The 24988-nt window shown below is 64.5% G+C and carries 23 protein-coding genes; 12 read left to right on the top strand and 11 right to left on the bottom strand.

Going from position 1 to position 24988, the window contains the following annotated elements; translation table 11 throughout:
• Positions 1–54: 54 nt before the first annotated feature.
• The 7 genes from JYG36_RS05290 (at position 55) to JYG36_RS05260 (ending at position 6716) form a co-directional block, all read left to right on the top strand.
• Positions 55–1512: an MBOAT family O-acyltransferase gene (locus JYG36_RS05290; protein WP_195884985.1), complete on the top strand. Its 1458-nt coding sequence runs from the start codon at positions 55–57 to the stop codon at positions 1510–1512.
• Between the two features lie 11 nt (positions 1513–1523).
• Positions 1524–2681 carry an alginate O-acetyltransferase gene (locus tag JYG36_RS05285; protein ID WP_213603307.1) on the top strand — a complete coding sequence of 386 codons (1158 nt, stop codon included), beginning with the start codon at positions 1524–1526 and terminating at the stop codon, positions 2679–2681.
• Between the two features lie 13 nt (positions 2682–2694).
• Positions 2695–3351 carry an alginate O-acetyltransferase AlgF gene (locus tag JYG36_RS05280; protein ID WP_045197222.1) on the top strand — a complete coding sequence of 219 codons (657 nt, stop codon included), beginning with the start codon at positions 2695–2697 and terminating at the stop codon, positions 3349–3351.
• A gap of 33 nt (positions 3352–3384) precedes the next feature.
• Positions 3385–4836, top strand: coding sequence for a mannose-1-phosphate guanylyltransferase/mannose-6-phosphate isomerase (locus JYG36_RS05275; protein WP_045197221.1), 1452 nt, complete (start codon positions 3385–3387; stop codon positions 4834–4836).
• 121 nt (positions 4837–4957) lie between these two features.
• Positions 4958–5422: a hypothetical protein gene (locus tag JYG36_RS05270; protein WP_045197219.1), complete on the top strand. Its 465-nt coding sequence runs from the start codon at positions 4958–4960 to the stop codon at positions 5420–5422.
• Positions 5423–5507: 85 nt separating this feature from the next.
• Complete coding sequence (locus JYG36_RS05265; protein ID WP_093379691.1) at positions 5508–5858, top strand: thioredoxin domain-containing protein; 351 nt, start codon at positions 5508–5510, stop codon at positions 5856–5858.
• A 33-nt stretch (positions 5859–5891) separates the two neighbouring features.
• Positions 5892–6716 (top strand): SDR family oxidoreductase, encoded by an 825-nt coding sequence (locus JYG36_RS05260; protein WP_093379686.1) that lies wholly within the window; start codon positions 5892–5894, stop codon positions 6714–6716.
• Between the two features lie 41 nt (positions 6717–6757).
• Here JYG36_RS05260 and JYG36_RS05255 read toward each other — a convergent pair whose 3' ends face one another.
• The 4 genes from JYG36_RS05255 to JYG36_RS05240 all read right to left on the bottom strand — a co-directional run bounded on the left by JYG36_RS05255 (position 6758) and on the right by JYG36_RS05240 (position 11861).
• Complete coding sequence (locus tag JYG36_RS05255; RefSeq protein ID WP_213603306.1) at positions 6758–8212, bottom strand: efflux transporter outer membrane subunit; 1455 nt, start codon at positions 8210–8212, stop codon at positions 6758–6760.
• Positions 8209–9279, bottom strand: coding sequence for an HlyD family secretion protein (locus JYG36_RS05250; RefSeq protein WP_213603305.1), 1071 nt, complete (start codon positions 9277–9279; stop codon positions 8209–8211). Before JYG36_RS05250 ends, JYG36_RS05255 begins: the two co-directional genes overlap by 4 nt.
• Positions 9280–9302: 23 nt before the next feature.
• Positions 9303–10844 carry an MFS transporter gene (locus JYG36_RS05245; protein ID WP_213603303.1) on the bottom strand — a complete coding sequence of 514 codons (1542 nt, stop codon included), beginning with the start codon at positions 10842–10844 and terminating at the stop codon, positions 9303–9305.
• Positions 10845–10955: 111 nt separating this feature from the next.
• Positions 10956–11861 carry a LysR family transcriptional regulator gene (locus JYG36_RS05240; protein WP_045197211.1) on the bottom strand — a complete coding sequence of 302 codons (906 nt, stop codon included), beginning with the start codon at positions 11859–11861 and terminating at the stop codon, positions 10956–10958.
• A 162-nt stretch (positions 11862–12023) separates the two neighbouring features.
• On the opposite strand from JYG36_RS05240, the gene JYG36_RS05235 reads away from it, so the two are divergent.
• Positions 12024–12476, top strand: coding sequence for a universal stress protein (locus JYG36_RS05235; protein ID WP_213603301.1), 453 nt, complete (start codon positions 12024–12026; stop codon positions 12474–12476).
• Between the two features lie 7 nt (positions 12477–12483).
• Here JYG36_RS05235 and JYG36_RS05230 read toward each other — a convergent pair whose 3' ends face one another.
• Genes JYG36_RS05230 through JYG36_RS05215 form a run of 4 tightly spaced genes read right to left on the bottom strand, consistent with a single transcriptional unit; the run spans position 12484 to position 17261 of the window.
• Complete coding sequence (locus JYG36_RS05230) at positions 12484–13350, bottom strand: efflux RND transporter periplasmic adaptor subunit (protein ID WP_093379665.1); 867 nt, start codon at positions 13348–13350, stop codon at positions 12484–12486.
• Positions 13351–13361: 11 nt separating this feature from the next.
• Positions 13362–13562: a DUF1656 domain-containing protein gene (locus tag JYG36_RS05225; RefSeq protein WP_028943216.1), complete on the bottom strand. Its 201-nt coding sequence runs from the start codon at positions 13560–13562 to the stop codon at positions 13362–13364.
• Entirely contained in the window at positions 13552–15738 is a 2187-nt protein-coding gene (locus JYG36_RS05220; RefSeq protein ID WP_045197206.1) for an FUSC family protein, read from the bottom strand. The genes JYG36_RS05225 and JYG36_RS05220 overlap by 11 nt, the downstream gene beginning before the upstream one ends.
• Positions 15735–17261, bottom strand: coding sequence for an efflux transporter outer membrane subunit (locus JYG36_RS05215; protein ID WP_213603299.1), 1527 nt, complete (start codon positions 17259–17261; stop codon positions 15735–15737). Before JYG36_RS05215 ends, JYG36_RS05220 begins: the two co-directional genes overlap by 4 nt.
• Positions 17262–17447: 186 nt before the next feature.
• Here JYG36_RS05215 and JYG36_RS05210 point away from each other — a divergent pair, with 186 nt between their 5' ends.
• Together JYG36_RS05210 and JYG36_RS05205 are read left to right on the top strand one after the other, a co-directional pair.
• Positions 17448–18395, top strand: coding sequence for a LysR family transcriptional regulator (locus JYG36_RS05210; protein ID WP_045197201.1), 948 nt, complete (start codon positions 17448–17450; stop codon positions 18393–18395).
• A gap of 73 nt (positions 18396–18468) precedes the next feature.
• Positions 18469–19446: a 2-hydroxyacid dehydrogenase gene (locus JYG36_RS05205; protein ID WP_045197199.1), complete on the top strand. Its 978-nt coding sequence runs from the start codon at positions 18469–18471 to the stop codon at positions 19444–19446.
• Here the strand turns inward: JYG36_RS05205 and JYG36_RS05200 are convergent.
• Positions 19443–19823 carry a hypothetical protein gene (locus JYG36_RS05200; RefSeq protein ID WP_143013262.1) on the bottom strand — a complete coding sequence of 127 codons (381 nt, stop codon included), beginning with the start codon at positions 19821–19823 and terminating at the stop codon, positions 19443–19445. The genes JYG36_RS05205 and JYG36_RS05200 overlap by 4 nt on opposite strands.
• A 170-nt stretch (positions 19824–19993) precedes the next feature.
• Between JYG36_RS05200 and JYG36_RS05195 the strand changes: the two genes are divergently transcribed.
• The gene (locus JYG36_RS05195) at positions 19994–20503 is read left to right on the top strand and encodes a DUF2165 family protein (RefSeq protein ID WP_093379651.1); all 510 of its coding nucleotides are present in this window, start codon (positions 19994–19996) and stop codon (positions 20501–20503) included.
• A 101-nt stretch (positions 20504–20604) separates the two neighbouring features.
• Here the strand turns inward: JYG36_RS05195 and JYG36_RS05190 are convergent, their stop codons facing one another.
• A complete protein-coding gene (locus JYG36_RS05190) occupies positions 20605–21507 on the bottom strand; it encodes a DMT family transporter (RefSeq protein WP_045197195.1) in 903 nt (300 codons plus the stop codon).
• A gap of 137 nt (positions 21508–21644) precedes the next feature.
• Between JYG36_RS05190 and JYG36_RS05185 the strand changes: the two genes are divergently transcribed.
• Complete coding sequence (locus tag JYG36_RS05185; RefSeq protein WP_093379642.1) at positions 21645–22520, top strand: AraC family transcriptional regulator; 876 nt, start codon at positions 21645–21647, stop codon at positions 22518–22520.
• On the opposite strand, the gene JYG36_RS05180 is transcribed toward JYG36_RS05185, so the two are convergent.
• The gene (locus JYG36_RS05180; protein WP_213603297.1) at positions 22517–24919 is read right to left on the bottom strand and encodes a TonB-dependent siderophore receptor; all 2403 of its coding nucleotides are present in this window, start codon (positions 24917–24919) and stop codon (positions 22517–22519) included. The two genes, JYG36_RS05185 and JYG36_RS05180, sit on opposite strands and share 4 nt — an antisense overlap.
• Between the last annotated feature and the right edge of the window lie 69 nt (positions 24920–24988).

Below are 24988 nucleotides of genomic sequence, written 5' to 3'. Positions count from 1 at the left end.
ATGGGGGGTTTGGGGGGCTGCTGCCCCGGTTGCTAACGACAAGGAGAGATCGGGATGGTGTTTTCATCCAACGTGTTTCTGTTCCTGTTCCTGCCGATCTTTCTCGGCTTGTACTACCTGAGCGGGCAACGCTATCGCAACGCCCTGTTGCTGCTGGCCAGCTACGTGTTCTATGCCTGGTGGCGGGTGGACTTCCTGGCGCTGTTTGCCGGGGTCACCCTGTGGAACTACTGGATCGGCCTGAAAGTCGGCGCCGCCGGCGTGCGCAGCAAGCCGGCCCAGCGCTGGCTGCTGCTGGGGGTTGCGGTCGACCTGGGCATCCTCGGCTACTTCAAGTACGCCAACTTCGGCGTCGACAGCATCAACGCGATCATGACCTCGTTCGGCCTTGAGCCGTTCATCCTCACCCATGTGCTGCTGCCGATCGGTATCTCGTTCTACATCTTCGAGTCGATCAGCTACATCATCGACGTGTACCGCGGCGACACCCCGGCGACCCGCAACCTGATCGACTTCGCCGCCTTCGTGGCGATATTCCCGCACCTGATCGCCGGCCCTGTGCTGCGCTTCAAGGACCTGGCCGACCAGTTCAACCACCGCACCCACACCCTCGACAAGTTCTCCGAAGGCTGCACGCGCTTCATGCAGGGCTTCATCAAGAAGGTGTTCATCGCCGACACCCTGGCGGTGGTCGCCGACCATTGCTTCGCCCTGCAGAACCCGAGCACCGGCGACGCCTGGCTCGGCGCCCTGGCCTACACCGCGCAGCTGTACTTCGACTTCTCCGGCTACAGCGACATGGCCATCGGCCTGGGCCTGATGATGGGCTTTCGCTTCATGGAGAACTTCAAGCAGCCGTACATCAGCCAGTCGATCACCGAGTTCTGGCGGCGCTGGCATATCAGCCTGTCGACCTGGCTGCGCGACTACCTGTACATCACCCTGGGCGGCAACCGCGGCGGCACCTTCGCCACCTACCGCAACCTGTTCCTGACCATGTTGCTGGGCGGCCTGTGGCACGGCGCCAACTTCACCTACATCGTCTGGGGTGCCTGGCATGGCATGTGGCTGGCGATCGAGCGGGCCCTGGGCATCAACGCCGCGCCGCAGCGATTCAACCTGGTGCGCTGGGCCTTCACCTTCCTGCTGGTGGTGATGGGCTGGGTGATCTTCCGCGCCGAAAACCTGCACGTCGCCGCACGCATGTACGGCGCCATGTTCAGCTTCGGTGACTGGCAACTGTCGGAGCTCAACCGCGCCAGCCTCACCGGCCTGCAAGTGGCAACCCTGGTGCTGGCCTACGTGACTCTGGCGTACTTCGGCCTGCGCGACTTCTATCGCAACGCCAGGCCCGCGCCCAAGGCCAGCCCGGTGGCCGTGCATGCCGACGGCAGCCTGAGCCTGGACTGGGGCCTGTACGCCACCCGCGCGTTGGTGCTGCTGCTGTTCGTGGCCTCGATCCTCAAGCTCTCGGCGCAAAGCTACTCGCCGTTCCTCTACTTCCAGTTCTGAGCGAGCCGACCATGACCCGACATTTACGCAAACTCTACGCCCTGCTGTTCCTCGCCCTGTTGCTGGGCCTGGGCCTGTGGTCGCTGGGCGGCCTGGGCAGCTTCCAGCGCACTGCGCAGATGAGCGCCCTCGACGGCAAACTGGCCAAGGCCGCCGAAACCCACTACGACGAGCAGTTCCCGCTCAAGCGCATCGGCACCAACCTGTGGGCGGCGCTGGACTTCAAACTGTTCAACGAAGGCCGCCCGGGCGTGGTGCTGGGCCGCGAGCACTGGCTGTTCAGTGACGAGGAGTTCAAGCCGGTGGCCAACAGCGACCAGTACGAACAAGAGAACCTGGCGCTGATCCGCGGTGTGCGCGACACCCTGCAGCAACACGGCGTGCAACTGGTGCTGGCGATTGTGCCGGCCAAGGCGCGGCTGTATCCGGAGTATGTCGGCGAACAGACCCCGGCCAGCCTGCACACCGACCTGTACAACGAGTTCCACGCCCAGGCCCGCCAGGCCGGCGTGTTCGCCCCCGACCTGCTGGCGCCGCTGCAAGAGGCCAAAGCCCGTGGCCAGGTGTTCCTGCGCACCGACACCCACTGGACGCCGATGGGCGCCGAAGTGGTTGCCCAGCACCTGGCCGCCGCCGTGGCGCGCCAGACCCTGCTCAACGGCGAGCCCCAGCAGTTCGTCACCGAACAACGCCAGAGCGCGCCATACAAGGGCGATTTGACCAACTTCCTGCCGCTCGACCCGCTGTTCAGCAACCTGCTGCCGCCGCCGGACAGCCTGCAAAAACGCAGCACCCGCCCGGCCGAGGCTGAAGGTGAAAGCGGCGATGCATTGTTCGCCGACAGTGAAATCCCGGTGGCGCTGATCGGCACCAGCTACAGCGCCAACCCCAACTGGAACTTCCTCGGAGCCCTGCAGCAAGCGCTGCGCAGCGACGTGGTCAATTACGCCGAAGACGGCCATGGCCCAATGCTGCCGATGCTCAAGTACCTGCAAACCGACGCCTTCAAGAACAGCGCGCCGCAAGTGCTGATCTGGGAGTTCCCGGAACGTTATCTGCCAATGAAAAACGACCTCAGCGCATTCGATCCGCAGTGGATCGCGCAGCTGAAAAAAACCCGCAATGCCAATCAAGACCTGGCCCTGTCGTCCCATCGGACGGAAAACTGAAGAGGAAACGCACATGACCTTGCATACCCAAAAGCTGCGCATCGCCAAAGCCTGCGCCCTGGCCGCCGGCCTCAGCCTGCTCTCGCTGCAAGCCCTGGCCGGCGCCGACGCCGCGCTGTATGGCCCGACCGCGCCGAAAGGCTCGACCTTCGTGCGCATCTACAACGCCGGCGCCCAGCCAGTGAGCGCCAGCGTTGGCAACACCCAGATCAGCGAAGTGGCAGCCCAGGGCAGCAGTGACTTCAGCTTCATGCCCCAGGGCGATTACAGCGCCAAGGTCGGCAGCCAGAGCCTGCCGGTCAAGCTCGCCGCCGATCACTACTACACCCTGGTCAACAACGCCTCGGGCCAGCCGCAACTGGTCGAGGAGCCACCGTTCAAGAACAAGCAGAAATCCCTGGTGCGGGTACAGAACCTCAGTAGCCAGGCCCTGACCCTGAAGACCGCCGACGGCAAGACCGAAGTGGTCAAGCCGGTGGCCGCCAAGGCCCGTGGCGAGCGCGAGATCAACCCAGTCAAGGTCAGCCTGGCGCTGTATGAAGGCGATAAAAAAGTCAGCGATCTGAAGCCTGTGGCTCTGGAGCGCGGCGAAGCAGCGGTGCTGTACGTGACCGGTTCCGGCAGCAGCCTGTCGCCGGTCTGGGTCAAGCGCCCGGTATCCACCCGTTAACCACCTGCCTATTTCTATTTTTGGAGAACACCCATGATTCCAGTCATTCTGTCCGGTGGTAGCGGTTCGCGTCTGTGGCCGCTGTCGCGCAAGCAGTTTCCCAAGCAGTTCCTGGCCCTGACCGGTGAACACACCCTGTTCCAGCAAACCCTCTCGCGCCTGGTGTTCGACGGCATGGACGCGCCCATCGTGGTCTGCAACAAAGACCACAAGTTCATCGTCAGCGAGCAGCTGCAAAGCCTCAAACTTCAAACCCAGGGCATCCTCATGGAACCCTTCGGGCGCAACACCGCGCCGGCAGTGGCACTGACCGCGATGAAGCTGGTCAACGAAGGCCGTGACGAGCTGATGCTGGTGCTCCCGGCCGATCATGTGATCGACGACCAGAAAGCCCTGCAACGGGCCCTGGCCCTGGCCACCGTGGCCGCCGAGCGCGGCGAGATGGTGCTGTTCGGGGTGCCGGCGACCAAGCCGGAAACCGGCTACGGCTACATCAAGTCGAGCCAGGACGTGCTGCTGCCCGAAGGCGTCAGCCGGGTGGCGCAGTTCGTCGAGAAGCCGGATGAAAAACGCGCCGCCGAGTTCGTCCGGGCCGGTGGCTACTTCTGGAACAGCGGCATGTTCCTGTTCCGCGCCAGCCGCTTCCTCGAAGAGCTGAAAAAGCACGACGCCGATATCTACGACACCTGTCTGCTGACCCTGGAGCGCAGCGAGGAAGACGGCGATAACCTGAGCATCGACGAAGCCACCTTCGCCTGCTGCCCGGACAACTCCATCGACTACGCGGTGATGGAAAAGACCCAGCGCGCCTGCGTGGTGCCGCTGTCGGCGGGCTGGAGCGATGTCGGCTGCTGGTCGTCGCTGTGGGATGTGCATGAAAAAGACCACAACGGCAACGTCACCAAGGGCGACGTGGTGGTCCAGGACAGCCACAACTGCATGATCCACGGCAACGGCAAGCTGGTATCGGTGATCGGCCTTGAGAACATCGTCGTGGTCGAGACCAAGGACGCCATGATGATTGCCCACAAGGACAAGGTCCAGGGCGTCAAGCAACTGGTCAACACCCTCAACGAACAAGGCCGCAGCGAAACCCAGAACCACTGCGAGGTGTACCGACCGTGGGGCTCGTACGACTCGGTGGACATGGGCGGGCGTTTCCAGGTCAAGCACATCACCGTCAAGCCCGGTGCCAGCCTGTCGCTGCAGATGCACCACCACCGCGCCGAGCACTGGATCGTGGTGTCCGGCACTGCCGAGGTGACCTGCGACGAGAACGTGTTCCTGCTCACCGAAAACCAGTCCACCTACATCCCGATCGCTTCGGTGCACCGCCTGCGTAACCCGGGCAAGATCCCCCTGGAGATCATCGAAGTGCAGTCGGGCAGCTACCTGGGCGAGGACGATATCGAGCGCTTTGAAGATATCTACGGACGCTCGACGCCGATCGAGCGCGGGATCTCGATCAAGACCATCGCGCAGTAAAACCCCAATCGCGGGGCAAGTCGAGGCGTCGCACCGCCGCTCCTACACATTGTGGGAGCGGGCTTGCCCCGCGATGCTTTTTGGTTAGGATGAAAGCCCCCCCACCCACAAGGTTCGCTCCATGTTCATCGGCGCCCTGCTCATCCTCACCTGGCTGGTCCTGCTGCTGCGCTACCCGGCCAAAGCCCTGCCGATTTCGCTGGCGGCACTGTTCGGCCTGGGCCTGGTGGCGTTGTGGGTGGTCTGGCTGGACAACCGCGAAGCCAGGCAACTGGCCCACCTGGAGCTGCGCCTGACCTACGCCCCGGAGCAATGCCCGGCCGATCGCCCGCTGCAGGTGCACATCAACAACGGCAACCCGGTGCCACTGGTGGAGCTGCGCTGGCGGGTCGCGGCCTATGCCCCGGGCGATACTGTCAACCTCGCTGAGAACACCTACGCCGCCCCGCGCTACCGCGGCCCCGGCGAGCTGCAGCCCGGCGCCAGCTGGCAGGAGTGCCTGCCGTTGCCGCCACTGCGTTCCGGCTACCGGCCACAGAGCGTCGACTACCGCGCCGAGCACCTGCAAGGCAGCTTCGCCGACTGAGCACCTGGTATTTTTGCCAGGTTACCCAAGCGGCAAAATCCTGTTGAATGACTCCGCGTACTTCACTGCCTAGCGGAGTAAGGTCATGGTCGATACATCGCCAGCGGTTCAGGACCAGTTCAAGCAACTGTTCGAACGGATCAATCATCATCAACCGCTGGCCAGGCCCGTGGTGATCCTGGTGTATTCGGACACCTGCCCGGCATGTGCCGATGCCAAGCGCAACGTGACAACCCTGGCCGATAACGGCTATCGGGACCGGGTTGACTTCTACCAGCTGACATTCGCTGCCTTTCAAACGTTGTCCCTCGACACCCAGGTCACCCACGTGCCCACTCAACTGCTGTATGACAGGGCAAGCCAACGCCAGCTCTGGACCGGCATTTGCACCGATCGGTTGGAAAATGCATTGAAAACGCTGATTGCTGAACTATGATCCAGTACCCCCACTGCTCAAGGACAGCAGCTCATGCCCAGCGTGTTGATCACCGGATGCTCCAGCGGTATCGGTCTGGCTTTGGCCGAGACCTTCAAGAATGCCGGCTTCGAGGTCTGGGCCACGGCGCGCAAGGCCGAGGACGTAGACCGCCTGGCCGCCAGCGGCTTCAATGCCCGCCAACTGGACGTCAATGACCAGCAGGCGCTGACGCAACTGGCCGGTGAACTGGAACAGCACGGCCAGGGCCTCGATGTACTGATCAACAACGCCGGCTACGGCGCCATGGGGCCGCTGCTCGATGGCGGCGCCGAGGCGATGCGCCGGCAATTCGAAACCAATGTGTTCGCCGTGGTCGGGGTCACCCGCGCATTGTTCCCGGCGCTACGCCGCAACAAAGGCCTGGTGGTGAATATCGGCAGTGTTTCCGGGGTACTGGTCACGCCGTTCGCCGGCGCCTACTGCGCCTCCAAGGCGGCCGTGCACGCCCTGAGCGAAGCCTTGCGCCTGGAAGTGGCGCCCTTTGGCATACGGGTCATGGAAGTACAGCCTGGCGCAATTGCCTCGCAATTCGCCAGCAACGCCGGGCACGAAGCCGAACAACTGATCGGTGAACAATCGCCGTGGTGGCCGCTGCGCGAAGGCATCCGTGCCCGCTCACGCGCCTCCCAGGACAAACCGACCCCGGCGGCCGACTTCGCCCGCGATGTCCTCAAGGCCGTGCGCCAGCCAGAGCCGGCGGCGCTGGTACGCCTGGGCAATGGCAGCCGCGCCTTGCCGCTGCTGCAAAACTGGCTGCCGCGGGGCTTGCTGCAGCGCGTGCTGAAAAAACGCTTCGGCCTGGACCGCGCGCTCTAGGCGATCGAGCGCAGCACGCCGGGTGCATGACCGCGCAACGATCACCCCTGGGCGGCGGTCTGCAACGGCTCGCTGAACGGCTGCCATCCACCGCCCAGCGACTTGTACAAGCCAACCAGGGCCTGGGACACCGCCGCCGAACTTTCGACCCACTGCTCCTGGCTGGCCAGCAAGGCGCCCTGCACGCTGAGTACATTGAGAAAGTCCACGGCGCCCTCGACATACTGCTGCTGCGCGGTCTGCAGGGCGATGCGGTTCTGGCGCACGGCCTCTTCGAGCAGGTCGCGACGCAACTGGCTGGCGTTGTACAGGCGCAGCACATCGTCGATTTCGTTCCAGGCGCGCAGTACCACCTGCTGGTAGCGCAGGGCCGCTTCCTGCTGCTGGGCTTCGCGCAACTTGAGCACGCCGCGCAGGCGCCCGCCTTCGAAAATCGGCAAGTTCAGTTGCGGGCCGATGGCGAATCGACGCGCATCCCAGCTGCCGAAATCCGACAACTGCAGTGACTGCAAACCGACATTGCCCGACAAGCGGATGCTCGGATAAAAATCCGCCTTGGCCACCCCAATACTGGCGGTGGCGGCATGCAGCTGGGCCTCGGCCTGAAGAATGTCCGGGCGCCGCTCGGCCAGCTCCGACGGCACGCCGATGGCAAAGCGTTGCTGCGGCGTCGGCATCGCGCCTGGCTCCAGCAATTCGGCCTGCAGGCTGCGTGGCGGCTCGGCCAGCAACAGGCCGAGGGCGTTGATCAATTGTGCCTGGCGCTCTTCCAGGGTCGGCAGGCGGGCCTCGACCGAGGCGACCTGAGCACTGGCCTGGGCCACATCGAGGGCGGTGGCTACCCCGTCGCGCAGGCGCATTTGCGACAGGCGCAGGCTGTGCCGCGAAACCTCAAGGTTCTCCCGGGTGACGGCCAGGGTGCTCTGCACCGCTCGCAGCTGGATGTAGTTGCCGGCGGTCTCGGCCAGCAGCGACAACAGCACGCCACGGCGGTCGTTCTCGGCGACTTCGACCACCGCGTCGGCGGCTTCGACCTGGCGGCGTACGCGGCCCCAGAGGTCAAGCTCCCAACTGGCGGTAAAGTCGCCCTGCCAGAGGTTGAAGGCCGACTTGCCGCCGTTGCCGGACGGGTCGTTGAGGCCTTCGGCACTGTTGCGCGCCCGGCTGTATCCGCCGCCCAGATCAACCGACGGGGTTTGCTCGGAAGCGATGCTTATGCGCAGCGCGCGGCTTTGCAGCAAGCGCGCGCTGGCGATCTGCAGGTCGAGGTTGCGCTGGCTGGCGCGCTCGATCAGGGCACTGAGCTTGGGGTCGTGAAAGCTTTCCCACCAGCGCTGCTCCAGCGGTGTGGCCTGGGCCTGACTGGCGGCGGGGGTTTCCTGCAGCGCCGGCCATGCGGCCGGGGCATGGCTGTCAGGCGCGCTGAAATCCGGGCCCAGGCTGCAGCCGGCCAGCAGGCTCAGCAGCAGCGGGCAAAGGGCGAATGCAGGTTTCATCGGGCGCTGACCTCTTTACCGGTACTCAGGCTCGCGCCGGTATCGATCGTGGCCACCACCGACATGCCGACCCGCAGGCGATCCAGCAATGGCTGGTTGGCGTCGAAGACAATTTTCACCGGAATGCGCTGCACCACCTTGGTGAAGTTGCCGGTGGCGTTGTCCGGCTTGACCGCCGCGAAGGTGACACCGGTAGCCGGGGCGATGCTCTCGACCCGCCCGTGCAGGTATTCATCGGCGAAGGTGTCCACGCGGATCTGCACCGGCTGCCCGGGTTGCACGTGGGTCAGTTGGGTTTCCTGGAAGTTGCCGAGCACATAGGCGTGCTCCAGCGGCACCACCGACAGCAACCGCGCCCCCGGGTTGACGTAGGCGCCAACGCGCAGCGCGCGCTCGCCGACCATGCCGTCGATGGGTGCGACGATGCGCGTGTACGACAGGTCCAGTTGCGCCCGCTCAAGGCTTGCCTGGGCATGTTTGAAGCCCCCTTCGGCGCTGTCGACCTGGGCGCTGAGGATATCCACCTGCTTGCGCGCCGCCGCCAGCGCCGCCTGCGAGTTGGCCAGCCGCGCCCGCGCCTGATCAACCCGGCTGCGCGCCTGCTGGGCGTTCTGCACGGTACCGGCGCCCTGCTCGGCCAGGCGGCTGTGGCGGGTCAGTTCGTGATTGGCGAAGGCCAGCTCAGCCTGGTCGGCACTGACCGCGGCCTGGGCCTGGTCGATCAGCGAGGCCTGGCGCTCGAGGGTCGCCCGGGCGTTGTGGCTTTGCGCGCTGGACACCAGCAGTTGCGCCTGCGCCGCCGCCAGCGCCGCCTGGTAGTCGCGGTCGTCGATCTGCGCCAGCAACTGGCCGGCCTTGACCTGCTGGTTGTCCTCCACCAGCACCTGCTTGATAAAGCCGGCCACCTTCGGTGCGATCACCGTGTAGTCGGCAGACACGTAGGCGTCGTTGGTGCTCTGCGCACTGTCGTGGCCCAGCAGCATCGGGCCGAACACGCCGGCAATCCCTGCCACCACCAGGGCGGCGACGATCAAGGCGGTTTTTCGGTGAGTTGTTGTCGTGGTCATGTCTTTCTCTCAAATCCGCAAACCTAGGCCACCGCGCGCGGTGGGTAGATCCGGGTAGGCACAAAAGGAATCAGTACAATCAGCGCCGCAGCCAGCAGTGCCATGCACAGGTAAAGATCGGCCGAGGTCAGCACCAGGGCTTGTTCATGGATGCGCCTGGCCAGGCCCGGGGCGCTGCTGTCGGCCAGCGGCGAATTGCCCAGGCTGTCGACCAGCGCATTGGAGTGAAAATGCCGGCGCACGGTGGTCAGCGCCTCGATCAAGCCGGCCGCAACCACCGAAGCCAGGCCCTTGACCGTGTTGAACCAGGCCGAGGCAAACGGCCCGTCCTGTGGGGTCATGCCGCCGGTGGCCAGCATCAGCAAGGGGATCACCGACATCGGCTGGCCGAAGATGTGCAGCAGTTGCAGCAGGTAGAAGTTGTCGCGAATCCACACGCTGGTGAGCTGGGTGCCCAGCGCGCACGACAGCGACAACATGCCCAGCCCCGCCGCCAGCACCCAGCGGCAATCCACTGCGCGAATGTTGCACAGCGCCGCCACCAGCGGCAGCGCCAGCAACTGCGGCAAGGCCACCAGCAGCATCAGCGGGCCGGTCTGCGCCGGGCGGTAACCCTGGATCTGCGCCAGGTAGCTGGAGGGGATGATGATCACTGCCGTCAGCACGATCAGCACGCCGAACAGGGTCACCAAGGCGTGGGTCAGGTTGCGCACCTTGAGCATCTGCAGCTTGAAGAATGGCAGCGGCTCGGACCACTCGTTGCACAGGAACAGCACCAGCAGCACCAGGCCGCCGCCGAGCAGCCAGCAGATCAGCGGCGAGTCGAACCAGCCCATGCGATCCCCCAGGGTCAGGCCGATCACCAGCGTGCAGATGGCCGGCAGGCCGAGCAGCAGCCCGCGCCAGTCGAACTGCCTGAAGCGCTCCAGGCGCAGCGGGTCCTGGGGCAGGCCCCAGGCAACACAGGCCATTGCCAGCAATGACGGCAGAATGATCTGCCAGAACGCCCACTGCCAGCCGACAAATTCAGTCCACAACCCGGCCAGCGGCGTGCCCAGGTTGGGCCCGAAGGTCGCGGTCAAGGCATAGCCGGCCAGGCCGTAGACCTTGATCCCCGGCGGCAGGAAACGCAGGGCGACGCTCATCAGCATCGGCGGCAACGCCCCCGATGCCAGGCCCTGCAAGGTGCGCAGCAGCATCAGGCTGGACAGGTTGGGCGCATACGGCTGCACCAGCCCGAGCAGGGCAAACACGGCAATGGCGCACAGGGTAAAACGGCGCAGGGAAAAGGTCGCCGCCAGCCACGGCGAAAAGGCCATGGCCGAGACCGACGCCGCCGAATACACCGCGATCAGCCAGGCGCCCTCATCGGCGCCGATGAACATGCCACCACGGATATCGGCCAGCGAGGCTTTGGTGACCATCTCGTTGAGGCCGGCGCAGAGCACCGCCAGCAGTACCCCGAGCAGGCCGACCAGAATGCGCGTGCCAAAAGCTGCCGGCGCTGCCGTAGCGGCAACCGGTCGGGGCAGCACAGGTAAAGGAGTCGCGGTCAGCGAACTCATCACAGACATCTCCGGACAAACAAAAGAACCGGCGCAAGTCTATGAAGGGGCAATGCTTACGAAAACTGACATATTGGCAGTTTACTAGTGCAGCAAACGCAATCGACTGGTTCAGCGTTGCTCGCTGCAGCACGCCTTGAGGGTCTGGCGCAGCCAGCGGTGGGCCGGGTCGTTGTCAAAACGCGGGTGCCAGGCCTGCATCACCGTCACCCGTTCCAGTGGCAACGGGATGTGGAACGAGCGCAGCGGCAGGCCGAGCTTGGTCACGCTGCTGAGGATATTGGCCGGCATCGGCAGCAACAGGTCGGAGTCAGGCAAGGAGAACATCGCCGAATGAAAGCTCGGGGTGATCAGCGCCACCCGCCGCTGCACCTTGTAGTTGGCCAGCTCGACATCGATCGGGCCGTTGGCGCGGCCGCGGCGCGAGACGCTGATCTGCGGGTAGGCGGCAAAGCGCTGGGGGGTGATTTCGGCCTCGAAGATCGGGTGATCCTGGCGCGCCAGGCCGACGTAGATGGTGTTGAACAGGCTCTGCATCTTGATCTCGGGGCCCAGGTCGATGGTCGAGCTGACGATCAGGTCAGTGCCGCCGTCGCGCAGCACCGCATCATCGTCACCACCGCCTTCCGGGACAAAACGCAGCACGGTGTGCGGCGCCTGCTCGTGCATCATCTGCAGCAGTTGCGCGCCATACAGGGCGATGAACAGGTCGTTGGTGCGGATGTTGAAGGCCCGGTCGAGGGTTGCCAGGTCGACTTCTTCGCGGCTGCGAAACACCAGCCCGGCCTGCTCGACCAGGGCCCGCACCTGCTCGTGCAGGGCCAGCGCCCGCGGCGTCGGCACCAGGCCACGGCCGGCGCGGACCAGGATCGGGTCGCCGATGGCCTCGCGGATTCGCCCCAGGGTCCGGCTCATGGCCGCCGGGCTGAGGTTCATGCGCCGCGCTGCGCCGACCACACTGCCCTCATCAAGCAGGGCATCGAGAGCGACCAACAGGTTCATATCCGGGATCTGCATTGCCAGGCATCCATGACGGGTAAACAAGGGCCGATCTTAACAGCTCGGCAGCGGCCACCGGGTTGCGCGTCACGCAACTACACAGTGCATGCCAGGCTATTTATCCGCAGGCCGCCGATCCTCAACAATAGCCGGCTCGACTGCCGCCCAGAGAAGCCGCCCATGCTCAGCCCCGTATTGATTGCCATCGATGGATCGCCCGCCTCCCAGGGCCTGGTCGAGCTCGCGCAACAGTACTGTTTGCCCAACTGCCATCGCCTGCAGGTGGTGCTGGCCATCGACAGCGCCTTCGCCCTGAGCGACGGCCCGGGGGCGATCAGCCTGTACGAGCAGCAGGAATACCCGGCGGCCACCGATGAGCAGCGCCATGCCGTCCAGGCCGTGCGCCAGGCCCTGGAGAACCTGCGGGCGCTGGGCTTCGAGAGCGAAGGCAGGCTGGTGCCGGGCGAGCCGGTGGCGGCCATCGTGACTGCTGCCCGCGCGCTTGAGTGCGAGCTGATCATCATCGGCCACCGGCACTTGAACCGCCTCGGGCGATTGCTCGACCCGTCGATCAGCAATAAGGTGATTGATCAGGTCAGTTGCCCGGTGCTGGTGGATTCGCGTCAGGCTTGAGGCGCTTTTAGCCTTCTTTCCGAGCCGGCTTGACCACCACCGTGCAGGTGGTCCCCGCCGCCAGTAAAAAGCCTTCCGGCACTTCATCGATGTGAATCCGCACCGGCACCCTCTGGGCCAGGCGCACCCAGTTGAAGGTCGGGTTGACGTCGGCGATCAATTCTCGGCTTTCAGGGTTGTCGCGGTCATAGATACCGCGCGAGATGCTCTCGACATGGCCCTTGAGCCGCTCGCCGCTCATCATCTGCAGCTCGGCCTGGTCACCCACGCGCACGTGCGGCAGCTTGGTTTCTTCGAAAAAGCCATAAACCCAGAACGAGTCCTTGTCGACCACCGCCATCTTCGCCTCGCCGGTGCGCGCGTAATCGCCGCGATGAACGTTGAGGTTGGTGACATAGCCATCGACCGTGGCGAGGATCCGGGTTCGCTTGAGGTCCAGCTCGGCCGCCGCCAGCTGGGCCTGGGCCTGCTGGTAATCGGCCAGCGCCGAGTTGGCGATGTTGCTGGCATCGTCACGGTTCTCCCGCGAGATCACCAGGTTGTCCATGTCGGCGCGGCGATGGGCGTTGACCTTGCGCATCTCCCAGGTGGCCTTGCGCGAGGCGACCAGCGCCTGGGCCTGGCGGACCGCCACCTGGTAATGCTCGGGGTCGATCTGCAGCAGCACGTCGCCCTTCTTCACCAACTGGTTGTCGCGCACCGGCACGTCGACCACATAGCCCGGCACGTCAGCGGCGACGTTGATGATATCGGCACGCACCCGCCCGTCGCGGGTCCAGGGCGTGTTCATGTAATGCACCCAGAGCTGGCGACCGATCACCACGGCAGCGGCCAGCACGAGCAAGGTGGCGATCAGGCTGAAAAACTTTTTCATCAACAGGGGTCTCAACGGTAGAGAGTCAGGGCCATGGATCCGAACAGGCAGATAAACAGGCACAGGCGCAGCAGCGCCGGGTGCCAGAAAAAGCGGTAGCCGTCATGGCTGGCGATGAACCGGTCCAGCCCCCAGGCAAGCCCGGCGGCGAACAGGAACATCAAGGTCATGGTCGGCATGTAGACGCCATGGAAGGCGATTTCACGAGGCATGGGGCAGTCCTTTGGCCGGGGCCAGTTCGGCCAGCGGCGACTGAGGGTCGAGCAACGAAGTACGGATGAAGTGCAGGTAGCTCTGCACCCGGCGCAGGGCCGAGGTGTCGAAGTGGCGGGCGAACGGCTCGTCGGTGGCCTGTACGCGGCTGATGGCGTGATCCACCGCCACCAGGGCGCGCTCGTGGTTGCTGGCGCTCGGTTGCATGAACAGCCGCGCCAACGCCCGGCCCATGACCCGGATGGCCTGGCGCCAGGGCTGCGATTCGGCATAGCACGGGTGCACTGGCAAGATTGCCTGTTCCTTGCGCAGCTCGATGATCGCGTGGCCAACCTCAAGCACCACGAACATCCAGCGCAGCAGCTTGCTCTGCACCAACGGCTGGCCGACCGCCAGGCCATAGGCCTGGTGCAGCAGGTCGCGGGTGCGGCTTTCGAAGCTCGAACCCAGGCCGCGCAGGCGCCCGGTAATTGCATACAGCACCTGGGCGCGCAGGTCCTGCTCCAGGCGGCTCCACAACCAGCGGCTGTTGGGCGGCAGGATGATCGCCCCGGCAGCGGCGCAGACCAGCATGCCGATGACCATGGCGATGTAGTCGTTGATGAAGTTGTAGGGGTTGTAGATGGTCAGGTTGTCGGGCACGGAACCGGTGGCAAAAAAGATCAGCAGGCCCAGGCCATAACCGGCATAGGCCGGGCGCGAGGCGAGGAACGCACCGAACACGAACACCGGCGCCAGCACCAGGCACAGCAACGGGAAACCGTCGATCCAGGGGAACACGAAGAAGGTTTCGAAGAAGCCGACAAAGGCGCCGAACAAAGTGCCGCAGGCCATCTGGAACGACATGCGCTTGGGGTTCGGCGTCGCCGCCGAGAGGCCGACGGTGGCGGCGGCGATCAATGTCATCATCGCCCCGCTCGGCCAGGCGGTAAGAATCCAGAAACTGCCCAGCACCAGCAAAATGAACGAAGCGCGCACACCGGCGGCCAGCGAAGCCATCCAGTTGGTCTGCGCGACATAGGGCTCATCCCACTGCTCGCGGGCATGGTTGTGTTCGGTCAGCGAGGCGTGGGTCTGGGCGTAGCTGTGCATGTCGTCGACGAAGCGGTACAGCAGCTCATAGGCGGTGTGAAAATCCAGCAGGTCGGCGTCGCTCGGGCCGCTTTCGACATAGGCCGCGCGCAGCGTGCGCACGCGCTCCGGCAAGCCTTCCTTGTAGGCCGCCAGTTGCTCGGCCAGGCGCGCCGCATCGCGCTCGGTGAGGCCGCGCCCGGCATAACCGTCGAGCAGCTCGGCCAGGGCGGTGAGCCCGGGTTCGATGGCGGTGACGATCTGCAGCGGCCCACGCAAACGCAAGCGCTCAAGCAACTGGTGCAAGGCGTTGAAGCGCGTGGTGATGGCCATGAATTCGCTGTTCATCCGCCCCAGGCGACCGTTACGCCGGCGCATGTGCGGGTCTTCGAAGGCGGTAACGCTGCGCAGGCTCTCCAGGCCCACGGCCTCGGCGATAAAACGCACGTTGCTGCTTTCGAAGCGGTCGCGCTGGCTGTCGCCGCGCAGGCCCTCGGCAACGAAACCGGCGAACACGCCGAAGCGCTGGTACAGGGCGTTGCGCATCGAAGCACTGGCCGACTGCGGCAGAATCGCGGCGCTGACCAGGGTCGAGACCAGAATCCCCAGGGAGATCTCCAGCACCCGCCACACGGCGGCCATGAACGCGCCGTCGGGGTGCTGCAGGGCCGGCAAGCCGACCATCGCCGCGGTATAACCGGCGAGCACGAAACCATAGGCGCGGAAGGTGCGGTAGCGCATGGCACCGGCCGAACACAGGCCGACCCAGATCGCCAGGCTCGGCAGGAACAGCTCGGTGTTTTGCGGAAACAAGGCGATCAGCGCGACCATCATCGAAGAGCCGGCCAGGGTGCCGAGCAGCCGGTAGAAGCTCTTGGCGAACACATGGCCGCTCTGCGGCTGCATGACGATGAACACGGTGATCATCGCCGTGCGCGGTTGCGGCAACTCCAGGCGCATGGCCAGCCACAGGGTCAGGAAGGCGGCGCTGAGGACCTTGAAGATGTACACCCAGGTCACCCCGTCGGTGCGCAGCCATTCAAAGAACCCGCGACGCCACTCCAGGGTGGCCAGCCAGCGAAACGGCAGGGTCAGCGCGCTCATTGGGCGTGAACCGGCTTATCGAAAATCGCCAGGGTCGCCGGGGTCTTCGGCGCCTGCTGACGGTCTTCGCCGGGCACATCGCTACCCGCGCCCAGGCCGCCGCCCAGGGCCGTAACCAGCTCGGCATGGGCACTCAGGCGCGCAGCCTGGACCTGCTGCTGGATCTGCTGCTGGCGGAACAACTGGGTTTGCGCGTTGAGCACATTGAGGTAATCGGTCAGGCCGCGCTGAAAAGCGATCATGGCGATGTCGTAGGTTTTTTGCGCCGAAGCCACCGACTCGGCGGCAAAGTGCTGCTGCTCGTTCATCGACTCACGACGAATCAGCTGGTCGGAAATGCCCTTGAGCGCCTCGACCACGGTCTGGTTGTAGCGCGCCACGGCGATGTCGTAACCGGCCGAGGCAACCCCCAGTTGCGAGCGCAGGCGGCCGCCGTCGAACACCGGCAGGCTGATCGCCGGGCCGACGTTGTAGTTGAATTTGCGCCCGGTCAGAAACTCCAGCGCGCCGCCACCGGTGGCCATGAAGCCGAGACCACCGACCAGATCGACATTGGGGAAGAAGCCTGCATGGGCGACATCGATACCACGGGCCTGGGCCGCCACCTGCCAGCGGCTGGCGACCACGTCCGGGCGCTGGCCAACCAGTTCGGCGGGCAACGCCGAGGGCAGCTTCAACGCGGTACCCAGGGCCAGTTGCGGGCGCTGTAACTGCGCGCCCTGTCCCGGCCCTTTGCCGGCCAACGCCGCCAGTTGATTACGCGCCAGGGCGATCTCTTCATTCAGGGCATCGAGCTGGCGGTGGGTTTCTGGCAGCGGCGTCTGCGCCTGGCTGACTTCGAAATGGGTGCCGATACCGCCGGCCAGGCGCCGTTCGGCCAGGGCCAGGATCTGCTCCTGCTGCTCAAGCTCGGCCTTGACGATATCGCGCTGGGCAAAGTGCAGCGACAGCTGGATATAGACCTTGACGATGTTGTTCTGCAGCTCGAGCTGGGCCTGACGGGCCTGGGCCACGCTCATGTGGGCCATGTCCACGGCCTGCTCGCTGGCATTGCGTTCGCGGCCCCAGAGGTCGAGGGCGTAACTGAAGCCCAATGCCGCATTGTTGTCCCAGGTGTTGGAACCCGACAGTGCGCCGGGGCCATAGAACTGGTCTTCCGGCCAGTTGTGGCGCTTGAGCGTCGACTGGCCGTTGACCTGCAGTTTCTGCGCCGACTCGACCACCCCGGCCATGGCCCTGGCTTCGCGCACACGGGCGGCGGCCATGGCCATGCTGGGGCTGTCGTGTACGGCCAGGGCGATCCAGCGATCGAGTTGCGGGTCGCCGTAGGCCCGCCACCATTGCTGCTCGGGCCAGTGGGCGTCGAGGGCGGCTTCACGGATGGCCGCGTCGGTGGTCAGGGTATTGGCTTGCAGCGTCTTGCTTTGCGGGGCAATGCCCCAGGTTCCGATACAGCCGCTCAAGGTCAAGCTAAAGGCACAGGCACTGAGCGCATTGAGCGCTCTGATAATGCGACGCGGCACAGCTGCGAATTCCCGACGTAGAAGGTGGATGACGCTTGGAGAGGCAATTCTAGGGGGCCGCCGCACTGGCGATAAGCGTGCATTACTGCGAATCTTTGTTACGAAAACAGCGATAATCCGGCTTTAGTCTGAAGACCGCCCCGGTTACTTCATGTCACAATTTGTCGTCTACTTTGAGAGCGACCCATGGACACCCTGCAAAACATGCGTGCTTTTAGTTGCGTCGCGCAAGTCGGCAGCTTCACTGCCGCGGCCGTGCAACTGGATACGACCACCGCCAACGTATCGCGGGCGGTCTCCAATCTTGAAGCCCATCTGCAAACCCGCCTGCTCAACCGCACCACCCGGCGCATTGCCCTGACCGAAGCCGGCAAGCGCTACCTGATGCGCTGCGAACAGATTCTTACCTACGTCGAAGAAGCCGAAGCCGAAGCCAGCGACGCCCATGCGCGCCCGGCCGGGCAGCTCAAGGTGCATTCAATGACCGGGGTCGGCCAGCATTTCGTCATCGATGCCATCGCCCGCTACCGCGAAACCCACCCGGACGTAACCTTCGACCTGACCATGGCCAACCGCGTGCCGGACCTGCTCGACGAGGGCTACGACGTGTCGATCGTGCTGGCCAGCGAGCTGCCGGACTCGGGCTTCGTCTCCCAGCGCCTGGGCATTACCTACAGCATCGTCTGCGCATCGCCCGAATACGTGAAGCGCCACGGCATCGCCCACAAGCCCAGTGACCTGCTCAACCACGCCTGCCTGCGCATGGTCAGCCCGGTGATCCCGCTGGAAAAATGGCTGTTCGACGGCCCCGAAGGCCAGGAAGTGGTGAACATTACCCAGGCGCCGTTCCAGGTGAACTCCGCCGATGCGATGAAAACCGCGATCCGCAGCGGCATGGGCGTTGGCGTGCTGCCGATCTACTCGGCCATAGAGGGCCTGCGCGATGGCTCGCTGGTGCGGGTAATGCCCGAGTACCGCCTGCAGGAGCTGAACCTGTACGCGATCTACCCGTCGCGCCAGTACCTGGATGCCAAGATCAAGACCTGGGTCGAGTACCTGCGCAACTCGCTGCCGGAAATTCTCGCCGCCCATGAAGCGGACCTGAAAACCCACGAACTGCGCATCGCCACCTGAAATCTTGCTGCACAGCGGTGGTGGAGAATGATAGCGTGCTACCCATTCTCCACCGCCCGCAGAGATTTCGCCGATGAAAAAGACCGTCCTTGCCTTCAGCCGCATCACCCCGGCGATGGTCGAACGCCTGCAGCAAGACTTCAACGTGATCGTGCCGAACCCCAAGCTCGGCGACATCAGCGCCCAGTTCAACCAAGCCCTGCCCCAAGCGCATGGCCTGATCGGCGTCGGCCGCAAACTCGGCCAGGCGCAGCTGGAAAACGCCAGCAAGCTGGAAGTGGTCGCCAGCGTCTCGGTGGGCTATGACAACTATGACCTGGCCTACTTCAACCAGCGCGGCATCGCCCTGACCAACACCCCCGACGTGCTTACCGAAAGTACTGCCGACCTCGGTTTTGCCCTGCTCATGGGTGCGGCGCGGCGGGTCGCCGAGCTGGATGCCTGGACCAAGGCCGGGCAATGGCAAGCCACCGTCGGCCCGGCGCAGTTTGGCAGCGACGTGCACGGCAAGACCCTGGGCATCGTCGGCCTGGGCAATATCGGCGCGGCCATCGCCCGGCGCGGGCGCTTCGGTTTCAACATGCCGGTGATCTACAGCGGCAACAGCCGCAAGCCAGCGCTGGAGCAGGAACTCGGCGCGCAGTACCGCAGCCTTGATGAACTGCTGGCTGAAGCTGATTTCGTCTGCCTGGTGGTGCCACTGGGCGCGCAGACCAAACACCTGATCAGCAGTCGCGAGCTGCAGTTAATGAAACCCAGCGCGTTTCTGATCAACGTCTCCCGTGGGCCGGTGGTCGATGAAGCGGCGCTGGTCGAAGCCTTGCAGGCCGGCACTATTCGCGGCGCCGGGCTGGATGTCTACGAGAAGGAGCCGCTGGCCGAATCACCGCTGTTCCAGCTGAAAAACGCCCTGACCTTGCCGCATGTAGGTTCGGCTACCGCTGAAACCCGCGAGGCCATGGCCAATCGGGCGATTGATAACCTGCGCAGCGCCTTGCTCGGTGAACGGCCACGGGATCTGGTCAATCCGCAGGTGTGGAAGTCGGCCTAATCAACCACCCTTACCGTTACCAGTGGTGAAATCTGCGACGGCAGGCTGAGCACCGAGAGATCGAAAAACAGCACACCAGTACCGCCCAGCGCGCTTTGCAAATAGCGCCTGGGCAGTACGAAGTCGTGCCCTCGGTAATCTTCCCAACGCTCGATCGCAAGCGAGTCACCGTAGGTTTCCGGCGCCCCTCCCGGTGGAAAGCCAATCCAGCCAAGCAGCAAGGTTGCCCCTTGAGAGCCCTGCAAGCCTGGCAAGGCGTAACCACTGAGCGTCAGCCCCGCCTCGTCCACCTGGGAAAGGCTGACCGTCCAGCTCGCATCTTTGAGCGTGGGCGGCGCGACCAACGGTTTATTGGACTTACCCATCATCACTTCCATGACCGTTGCCTCGAACGCGGCGGATATGTTGTGCAAGCTACGCCTTTGGCACGCCCTTGAAACCTGGCATTTTTGCCAGGTACCGCTAATCAGCTGCAACGGCTACATCGCTGTAACGAACCTGAAATTTCAGACTCCATAAGCGTGTTTAGCCTAAGGTCACCAACAGCATGGAAACCTTCTCGACTCACGGATTGATCCGCCTCGGCAAAATACTGCTCACAGCGTTCATCGGGATCTTCGGTGCGCTAGTGGTATTCGGCAACCTCACCGACTACGCCAGCAACTTTGTCTTCGTCCAACACACCTTGAGCATGGACACGACCTTCCCGGGCAATGCCCTGCTCTACCGCTCAATCACCTCGCCGCCTCTGCACCACCTGTTCTACTGGTTGATCATTGCCGCCCAGGTCCTCTGTACCTTGTGCTTCGTAGTCGGTGCCTGGCAGATGTTCAAACACCGATGTGCCGACGCCCGACACTTTCACAAGGCCAAGCGCTTCGCCGTTGCCGGTTGCCTGCTGGGGCTGCTGATCTGGTACCTGTTCTTCCAGGTGGTAGGCGGTGAATGGTTTGCCATGTGGCAATCCACGCAGTGGAACGCCCTGGCCACTGCGGGGCGGATCGTCGACTTTCTGTTCGCCACGCTGATTTTCATCAGCCTCAAAATAGATGATTGAGGCCGGTTGCCAACAATGCTCCTGCTTGAGCCGGCTCCTGTGGGCTGGCTGTACCGGCCTCATCGCGGGGCAAGCCCGCTCCCACAGGTTCGGTGCGATAGCTACCGCAAGGCCACCACCGGCTCGACCACCTTGGGCCGGGGTTTGCGAAACACCAGCACATTGCCCAGCATCACCAGCACCAGGCCTGCCAGCGCCGGTGCCGTCCATTGATAACCCTCATAGAACGCCGAGACGTTCAGCGCCACCAGCGGGAACAACACCGTGCAGTAAGCGGCCCGCTCCGGGCCCATGCGCCCGACCAGAGTCAGGTAGGCGGTAAAGCCGATCACCGAGCCCGGAATCACCAGGTACATCAGCGAACCGATGTAGCGCGTGTTCCATTCCATGGCGAACGCAATACCGCTGACCAGGCAATACAGGCCAAGCATGCTGGCGCCATAGAGCATGCCCCAGGCATTGGTGGTCAGCGGGCGCAAACCGGCCTTCTGTTGCAGGCTGGAGAGCATGTTGCCGGCCGAAAAGCACAGGGTTCCCAGCAGCGCCAGGCCCAGGCCGATGATGGTTTCACGGCTGGCGGCATGCCCGGACAGCTCGGGCCAGAACAACAGGCCCAGCCCGGCCAGGCCGAGGGCGCCACCGGCCAGCACATTGGCGGCCACCTTCTGGCCGAAGAACACCCGCGCATTCAGCGCGTTCCACAAGGTCGCGGTAGAGAACACCACGGCGATCAGGCCGCTGGGAATCCACTGGCTGGCGGTCAGAAAGCACATGAAGTTGACGCAGAACAGGCACAAGCCCTGAGCCAGGCAGATCATGTGACCGCGACGGTTCATCGGTTGCAGGCGGCGGCTGAGCAGCAGAATGACAAACAGCACCAGCGCCGCCAGGGCAAAGCGGTAGACGATCGACACCGGGATGGCGACCACCCCCAGTTGCAGCTTCAGGGCAATCCAGGTGGTGCCCCAGATCAGCACAGTGAGCAGGTATAACGACAGGTTCATGGCGGCACTCCTCAATTCCAGGCCACCAGTGTGCAGCCGCCCCCGCCAGTGGCACTTGCACATTCTTGCGCTTTTGCGCAGGCAGCAGCTGTCAGCCCGGACGTGGCGGAGTAGGATGGCCAACAGAGGTAGCGACCATGACGCCGTTGGACCAGCTGCAAGTTTTCAAAGCCATGCACGACTCACCCCATGCCCGCCTGGAACACAGCGCGCACCTGGGGGACGGCCTGGCGGCAGCCCTGTGGAACAACCGCCACGACGCCCGCGACTACGAAGCGCCCAGCCATCACACCCTGTCGTGCTACATCGCCGACGGCACCGGCACCTTTCGCCGCGACCGCCCCGGCCACACCGGCTCGCCCGACAAACTGTGCATCATGCCCGCCGGTTCCGCCTCGCACTGGGTGGTCAACGGCTCGATCCGCCTGGCGCACCTGTACATCAGCCAGGAGCAGTTCGCCCTCGGCTGCGTCAGCCTGCTGGACCGCGAACCGCGCGAGCTGCAATTGCAGGAAGCGACCTTTCTCGACGATCCCGAGCAGGCCCGGCGCTTTCGTCAGTTGATTGCCCTGGACTGGGACGAGCCCGCCGAACGCCTGCTGACCAGCAGCCTGGCTCACGAGATTCTCGACCACGCCCTGCTCAGCCAGGTCGGCCTGCGCCAGGGCCTGCGCCTGAAGGGCGGGCTGGCCGCGCACCAGCGCCGGCAACTGAGTGAATATGTCGAAGGCCACCTGGATCAGCCGCTGAGCCTTGGTGAGCTGGCGACGCTGTGCAACCTTTCCGAGTACCACTTCGCGCGAATGTTTCGTCAAAGCTTCGGCCTGCCGCCGCACCAGTACCTGCTGGCCCGACGCCTGGCCAAAGCGCGGCAATTGCTCCGCCATGGCCAACTGCCGCTGGGCGAAGTGGCGCTGCTGTGCGGCTTTGCCAGCGCCAGCCATTTCAGCAACCGCTTCCGCCAGGCCCTGGGAGCAACGCCCGGCGCCTACCGGACGGCCTTCAACAGTTAAAATTCGAGGGTGCTGGACAGGCTGACCTGGCGCGCATCGCCCACCGAGACAAAGTTGCGGTTCACCGCCGAGCTGTAATAGGTGCGGTCGAACACGTTCTTGACGTTCAATTGCAAGCGCACCTTGTGTTCGTCCAGGCGGGTTTCGTAACTGGCGAAGGCATCGGCGACGGTGTAGTCCGGCAGCTCGAAATCGTTCTCGGCGTTGCCGGCCCGCTCGCCGACATAGCGCGCCCCGGCGCCCAGGCGCAGGCGGTCGCCACCGAACAGGCTGCCGGCGTCATACACCGCCGACAGCGAGCCGCTGTGGCGCGCCACGTTCTGCAGGCGATTGCCTTCAAGCGTCGGGTCCTGGGTGACCTCGGCGTCGGTGAAGGCATAGTTGCCGATCAGGCTCCAGCGCTCGTTCAACTGCCCGGTCAGGTCCAGCTCAATGCCGCGCGAGCGCACCTCGCCGGCGTTGCTGTAGAGCGTGTCGCCGGTAGCGGAATCGAAGTTGGCCACCAGCACGTTGCGCTTGCGGATGTCGAACAGCGCCAGGGTGCCGGTCAGCGCCCCCGGCATGTCGAGCTTGGCGCCCAGTTCCCAGGATTTACCCTCCTCCGGTTCGATCCCCGAATCCAGCACCAGGCCGCCGGTCAGCGGGGCGATGCTGGAGTTGGGCTTGAACGATTCGCTGTAGCTGCCATACAACGACAGCTGCTCGTCAACCTTGTACACCAGCCCCACCCGCGGCACCCAGGCCTGACCGTTGGTGTTGGTATTGGCCTTGAACGGCCGCCCGCGCCCGGCGAGCTGGTCGTACATCTGGTAGCGCGCACCGGCGACCAGAATCCAGTGTTCATCGAGGTGGATAGAATCCTGGAAGAACAACGAGTCGCTGCGCAGCTTGTCGGTCTGTGCGCTGTCGCTATCGCGCACGCTGGTGCCCTCGACTTCGCGGCCATACACCGGGTCGAGGTAACTGAAAGTGCTGAGGCTGCCCTGGCGGATCAGGTCGGCGCGGTAGACTTTGCGGTACTCATTGTCGAGGCCGAACAGCAGGTCATGCTGCATACCCGCCAGTTGCACCTTGCCCTCCAGGCTTGCGGTGGCGAAACGGTCGCTGCTGAGCGCGCCGCGGGTGCCGTCCATGCTTCGGCTCAGGGTGCCGCGGGCGGCGTTGACGGCGGTCACCCGCACCTGGCTGGCGTCGTAGGTTTCGCGGTTGTAGCTGAAACCGAAGTGGGCTTTCCAGTCGTCCGAGAGCTGATGATCGACCTCCAGGCGGTAAAGGTCCGAGCGCCCTTGCATGTCGTTGAACGGCTCGTCCAGGCGCCGGGTGCTGGGGATGTCCAGCGGGTGGTTGGTGCGCGGGTCGATGGCCGTGCCGCGGTCGAACGGGTAGAGAAACTCGCGGTGCTCGTAGGCCAGCAGCACCTGGGTGTCTTCGCCGAACCAGGCCAGCGACGGCGCCACCAGCGATTCACGGTGGGTACCAAAGTTGCGCCAGTAGTCTTCGTCTTCATGGTCGAGCACCAGGCGGTAGGCGAAGTTGCTCTGGCCCAGGGCACCCGTGCTGTCCAGGCCGCCACCGCTGCCGTTCTTGCCGCTGCCATAGGTCGAGCCGCGCAGGTTCAGGGCGTTGTATTGCTGCAGTCGCGGGCGCTTGCTGACCACGTTGATCACCCCGCCCGGGTCCTGGATGCCATACAGCAACGAAGCCGGGCCCTTGAGCACTTCGACCCGCTCAGTGCTGGCATTGAGGCTGCGGCCCTGCACGATCGGCATGCCGTCACGCATGATCGAGCCGTCACGGTTGTCGCCAAAGCCACGCTTCATCACCGTGTCCTGGGTGCCGCCGAAGTTGTTGCCCTGGGTCACGCCGCTGACGTTGGCCAGGGCATCGTCGAGGTTGCGCGGGGCCTGGTCCTTGAGCACCTGGGCCGGCACCACGTTGATCGCCTGGGGCGTCTGCATGATCAAAGCCTGGCTGCGCATCACCGAGCTGCTGGCTGGCGGCTGGTAGCTGTAGTCGGCATCGGCTTGCGAGTTCACCGTGGTCACGTCGAGCTTGAGCGCAGCGCCGGCATCGAGTGGTTCGAGGGTCAGGGTGCGGGCATCGACCCGGCGTGCGGCAAAACCCGAGTTGCCCAGCAGTTGCTGCAGGGCCTGCTCGGCGCTGAGGCTGCCGTGCAGGGCCGGGGCGTTGAGCGCCGGCAGGTCGGTGGTATAGATCACGCTTTGCCCGGTCAGCCGGCTGAAGTCATTGAGTGCCTGCACCAGCGGCTTGCTCGGCTGGGCAAACACATAGACCTGCTGCGCGGCCACCGCGCCCAGGGGGAATGCGCCCGCTGTGGCCAGGGCCGAGACACTGAGCCAGATTGAAAAGCTGCGCGCTGCCGAGGGGGTGAACTTCATGACCGGTAACCTGTGAAGGAGTGACGTTTATGCGAATGAATCGCACTTTCACTCACTACACGGTTGCCG

The organism is Pseudomonas sp. SORT22, assembly GCF_018417635.1.
GTDB lineage: Bacteria > Pseudomonadota > Gammaproteobacteria > Pseudomonadales > Pseudomonadaceae > Aquipseudomonas.
This window is presented reverse-complemented; position numbering and strand designations above follow the sequence as displayed.

Bases quoted from the DNA above. Each gene is read 5' to 3' on its own strand.
- JYG36_RS05290 (WP_195884985.1), top strand. From the start codon at position 55: ATGGTGTTTTCATCCAACGTGTTTCTGTTCCTGTTCCTGCCGATCTTT.
- JYG36_RS05285 (WP_213603307.1), top strand. From the start codon at position 1,524: ATGACCCGACATTTACGCAAACTCTACGCCCTGCTGTTCCTCGCCCTG.
- JYG36_RS05280 (WP_045197222.1), top strand. From the start codon at position 2,695: ATGACCTTGCATACCCAAAAGCTGCGCATCGCCAAAGCCTGCGCCCTG.
- JYG36_RS05275 (WP_045197221.1), top strand. From the start codon at position 3,385: ATGATTCCAGTCATTCTGTCCGGTGGTAGCGGTTCGCGTCTGTGGCCG.
- JYG36_RS05270 (WP_045197219.1), top strand. From the start codon at position 4,958: ATGTTCATCGGCGCCCTGCTCATCCTCACCTGGCTGGTCCTGCTGCTG.
- JYG36_RS05265 (WP_093379691.1), top strand. From the start codon at position 5,508: ATGGTCGATACATCGCCAGCGGTTCAGGACCAGTTCAAGCAACTGTTC.
- JYG36_RS05260 (WP_093379686.1), top strand. From the start codon at position 5,892: ATGCCCAGCGTGTTGATCACCGGATGCTCCAGCGGTATCGGTCTGGCT.
- JYG36_RS05255 (WP_213603306.1), bottom strand. From the start codon at position 8,212: ATGAAACCTGCATTCGCCCTTTGCCCGCTGCTGCTGAGCCTGCTGGCC.
- JYG36_RS05250 (WP_213603305.1), bottom strand. From the start codon at position 9,279: ATGACCACGACAACAACTCACCGAAAAACCGCCTTGATCGTCGCCGCC.
- JYG36_RS05245 (WP_213603303.1), bottom strand. From the start codon at position 10,844: ATGAGTTCGCTGACCGCGACTCCTTTACCTGTGCTGCCCCGACCGGTT.
- JYG36_RS05240 (WP_045197211.1), bottom strand. From the start codon at position 11,861: ATGCAGATCCCGGATATGAACCTGTTGGTCGCTCTCGATGCCCTGCTT.
- JYG36_RS05235 (WP_213603301.1), top strand. From the start codon at position 12,024: ATGCTCAGCCCCGTATTGATTGCCATCGATGGATCGCCCGCCTCCCAG.
- JYG36_RS05230 (WP_093379665.1), bottom strand. From the start codon at position 13,350: ATGAAAAAGTTTTTCAGCCTGATCGCCACCTTGCTCGTGCTGGCCGCT.
- JYG36_RS05225 (WP_028943216.1), bottom strand. From the start codon at position 13,562: ATGCCTCGTGAAATCGCCTTCCATGGCGTCTACATGCCGACCATGACC.
- JYG36_RS05220 (WP_045197206.1), bottom strand. From the start codon at position 15,738: ATGAGCGCGCTGACCCTGCCGTTTCGCTGGCTGGCCACCCTGGAGTGG.
- JYG36_RS05210 (WP_045197201.1), top strand. From the start codon at position 17,448: ATGGACACCCTGCAAAACATGCGTGCTTTTAGTTGCGTCGCGCAAGTC.
- JYG36_RS05205 (WP_045197199.1), top strand. From the start codon at position 18,469: ATGAAAAAGACCGTCCTTGCCTTCAGCCGCATCACCCCGGCGATGGTC.
- JYG36_RS05200 (WP_143013262.1), bottom strand. From the start codon at position 19,823: ATGGAAGTGATGATGGGTAAGTCCAATAAACCGTTGGTCGCGCCGCCC.
- JYG36_RS05195 (WP_093379651.1), top strand. From the start codon at position 19,994: ATGGAAACCTTCTCGACTCACGGATTGATCCGCCTCGGCAAAATACTG.
- JYG36_RS05190 (WP_045197195.1), bottom strand. From the start codon at position 21,507: ATGAACCTGTCGTTATACCTGCTCACTGTGCTGATCTGGGGCACCACC.
- JYG36_RS05185 (WP_093379642.1), top strand. From the start codon at position 21,645: ATGACGCCGTTGGACCAGCTGCAAGTTTTCAAAGCCATGCACGACTCA.
- JYG36_RS05180 (WP_213603297.1), bottom strand. From the start codon at position 24,919: ATGAAGTTCACCCCCTCGGCAGCGCGCAGCTTTTCAATCTGGCTCAGT.